We start from the raw sequence: 2,701 nt of genomic DNA on the forward strand, positions 1-2,701 counted from the left end.
TCCGGAACATCGCTGGTCTTCAAACTCCAGTCCGTCGTGGCCACGTCGCACACCTCCGAGATCAGGGTGTTGCGACGACCAGTTGAATCCACCTTCACTGCCGCGGTCCGAATGCACGATGCAGCCGGGTTGGAGCCGGCCACGTCCGGCAGCCATGCCCAGCGCATCCACGACCAGGGATGCGCGGTGGTGGTCAGCCATCGAGTAGCCGACGATCTCGCGGGTTGCGAGGTCCAGCCAGGTCGCCAGATACAACCAGCCCTCATCGGTGGCGATGTAGGTGATGTCACCGACGAGCTTCATCCCCGGCGCCGGTGCGGTGAAGTCGCGGGCGATCAGGTCCGGGGCGGGCACCGCTCTTTTGGCCGGACGGGTCAGGGCCTTTCGCCTGCGCCGTGTGACGCCGCTGATGCCGCGTTCATGCATGACGCGCTCGATCCGTTTTCGGTTCACGCGGTGCCCGAGCCGACGCAGAGCGGCGTGGATGCGCGGCACTCCGTAGGAGCCGCGGGAGGCGAGGTGCAGCACGGTGATTTCGTGCGCCAGGACATCGTCCGCGGCCTGCTTCGCCCGCCTGGTCCTCTCACCGGCCAGCCATGCGTAGAAGGAGGAGCGGGCCACCTTCAGCAGTCGGCACAGCAGAGCAACATGGTGGGTGGTCTTCTCCGCCTCGATGAACGCGTACACCTCGCTCATCGATCGCTCTCCTTCGCGAAGAAGACCGCCGCTTTTCGCAGCACCTCGATCGTCTCCGCCTGCTCGGCGGCCAGCCTCCGCAGCCGGCGCAGCTCTTCACGCTCGGCCGTCGTCAGCTCTCCCGGCGCCCCTGCCCGCGGTCGATCTCATCCTGCTTGACCCAGTTCCGCAGGCCCTCGGCACTGACCCCGAGCTGCCGGGCCACCTCGGTGACGGTCTTCCCGGAGGAACGCACGAGAGCGACCGCGTCCCGTTTGAACTCCTCCGTGTACCGCCTGCTGCGGTTGCTCTTACTTCCCACCTAGCACTACTTCCTCTGGAACTCACGTCCCAGTCTCCAGGTGTCCACGATCAAGGGGAAGGTTCAATATGCAGGATTGCTGTTGCTGGGTGGGTGGCTGCATGTGTTCGCTCTGCTGGTCATCCTCGCGCACGCCGTGACGCTCTGGCGCAGCGGCCACCTGCACCGGCTCGGGCGTTGCTGGGTGCTGGTGATCGCCTTCGTCGGCTGCGCCGTGGCGCCGCTAGCCGTGGCCAGTGCTGGTCAGGCGCCAGCGCAGCTGGACTGGCTGGGCCGTCCGAGCCTGCAGGACTGGCTGTGTTTCGTGGTTCCTGCCACCCTGGCAGCCGCCTTGGGGGTATCGCTTCGCCGGCACGACGCGGGCTCGGCCAGGGCAGTAACGCTTCCAGCGATCGGTGTGCCGCTCCTGATCGTCCCTGCCGGATTCCTGCTGACGGTGTCCCTCGTCCACCCCTGGTACGTCGATCGCTACGTCCTGTACTGCATGTCTGGCCTGGCGCTCCTCGTCGGCCAGGCCCTGCGGCACTGGCAGCGGAGCCTGCGAGCGGAGGCCGACCCTGCGCGCAGGCGGCGCAAGCTGTACGCCACAGCAGCCGTTGCCTTTGCTCTCTTCTCAGCGCTCGGCCCCTGGTACTGGCAGATTCGCTCCGCTGCCAGTCGCACCGACACGGTGGAGAGCTACTGGGGGCTTACCGTCACCGTTCCGGGAGACCCCGAACCGGTTCTCTTCCAGCCTGCACGCCGCCGGGCATGGGTGCTTGCCCGGCCAGCCGTCTTCGGGCCGCTCGACGACATCGCGCTGCAGCAGACGCCGGCTGCGTCCGGCACCTTGTACGGCGTTGAGGCGTCCCCGGACGTCATCCGGCAGCGCATGCTCCAGTACCGTGAGATCAACGTCCTGCGCGATCGTCCCGGCCAGCCCCTGGACAACACTCCCGCAGAGATCACCAAGCGAGAAGTCCTACGCCAGCACTATCAGCTCTGCTGGGTGATGCCGGTCAATGGTGGCGAATCCGCAATCTTCATCCGTCGCGATGCCGCAGCGACGAACCCCCTGTGCGCGCCCGGGCGTGACATCTACAGCTGATCGCACGCATCTCGGCTCGGATGCGGTGCCGGTGCGCGCGATGTCGCCACCGGCCGGAGGTGTCGCACGCCGAGCAGCGGTCGTTCCCGTGGTCGCCCTGAGCCACCTCGTGGACGCGCTGCGCAAGATCTGGGCGCGCCTCTGAGCCGGCGTCCGGCCCTGCCGGCGAAAGATCGTCGAGCGGACCACTTCTCTACTTGCGGCTCTGGACGTCGGCGCCCGGAGCCGACACCGTGGTGCGCTCGTCGTCGCGCGGAGAGCTGGGAGGTTCAAGTGAACCAGGGACGAAGCCTGTTAAGGGGTGGCACCCTCGCCGCTACCGTGCTCGCTCTGGTGGTAGCCGCAGTATTCGGCTGGCGGATGATGGTCGACTCCGACCCCTCGGGCGCAGCCGCCGCACCCGCACCCCCCGCTACCCCCACGTCCGCCGGAAAAGCGGCCGAACAGAGCCCCTACCCGGAACCAGAGTCGCAAGCGGAACCGGGGACCGACCCCTCGCAACCCGCAGATCCCGCCGACGACCCCGCCCACAAGCCCGTCCGTGCCCTCTACCTGGGCGACTCCATCGCCCTGGAAAACCACAAGATTCTCGCCAATCTCCTCGAGGACTCTGGCAC

Annotated in this window: 2 protein-coding genes and 2 pseudogenes; 2 read left to right on the forward strand and 2 right to left on the reverse strand. The window is 67.5% G+C overall.

Translation table 11 applies throughout. The features are described from left to right. Together ACFYW5_RS37775 and ACFYW5_RS37780 are read right to left on the reverse strand one after the other, a co-directional pair. Positions 1-714: pseudogene (locus ACFYW5_RS37775) on the reverse strand (IS3 family transposase); the annotation flags it as partial. Positions 715-808: 94 nt separating this feature from the next. Then, positions 809-997, reverse strand: coding sequence for a transposase (locus tag ACFYW5_RS37780; RefSeq protein WP_389421669.1), 189 nt, complete (start codon positions 995-997; stop codon positions 809-811). A 40-nt stretch (positions 998-1,037) separates the two neighbouring features. On the opposite strand from ACFYW5_RS37780, the gene ACFYW5_RS37785 reads away from it, so the two are divergent. Both ACFYW5_RS37785 and ACFYW5_RS37790 read left to right on the forward strand, forming a co-directional pair. Beyond that, on the forward strand, positions 1,038-2,084 hold the full coding sequence (locus tag ACFYW5_RS37785; RefSeq protein WP_389421670.1) for a hypothetical protein: 1,047 nt from the start codon (positions 1,038-1,040) through the stop codon (positions 2,082-2,084). Between the two features lie 273 nt (positions 2,085-2,357). Then, positions 2,358-2,701 (forward strand): annotated as a pseudogene (locus ACFYW5_RS37790) (hypothetical protein); the annotation flags it as partial.

This window comes from Streptomyces sp. NPDC002779 (genome assembly GCF_042888685.1).
Taxonomy (GTDB): domain Bacteria; phylum Actinomycetota; class Actinomycetes; order Streptomycetales; family Streptomycetaceae; genus Streptomyces.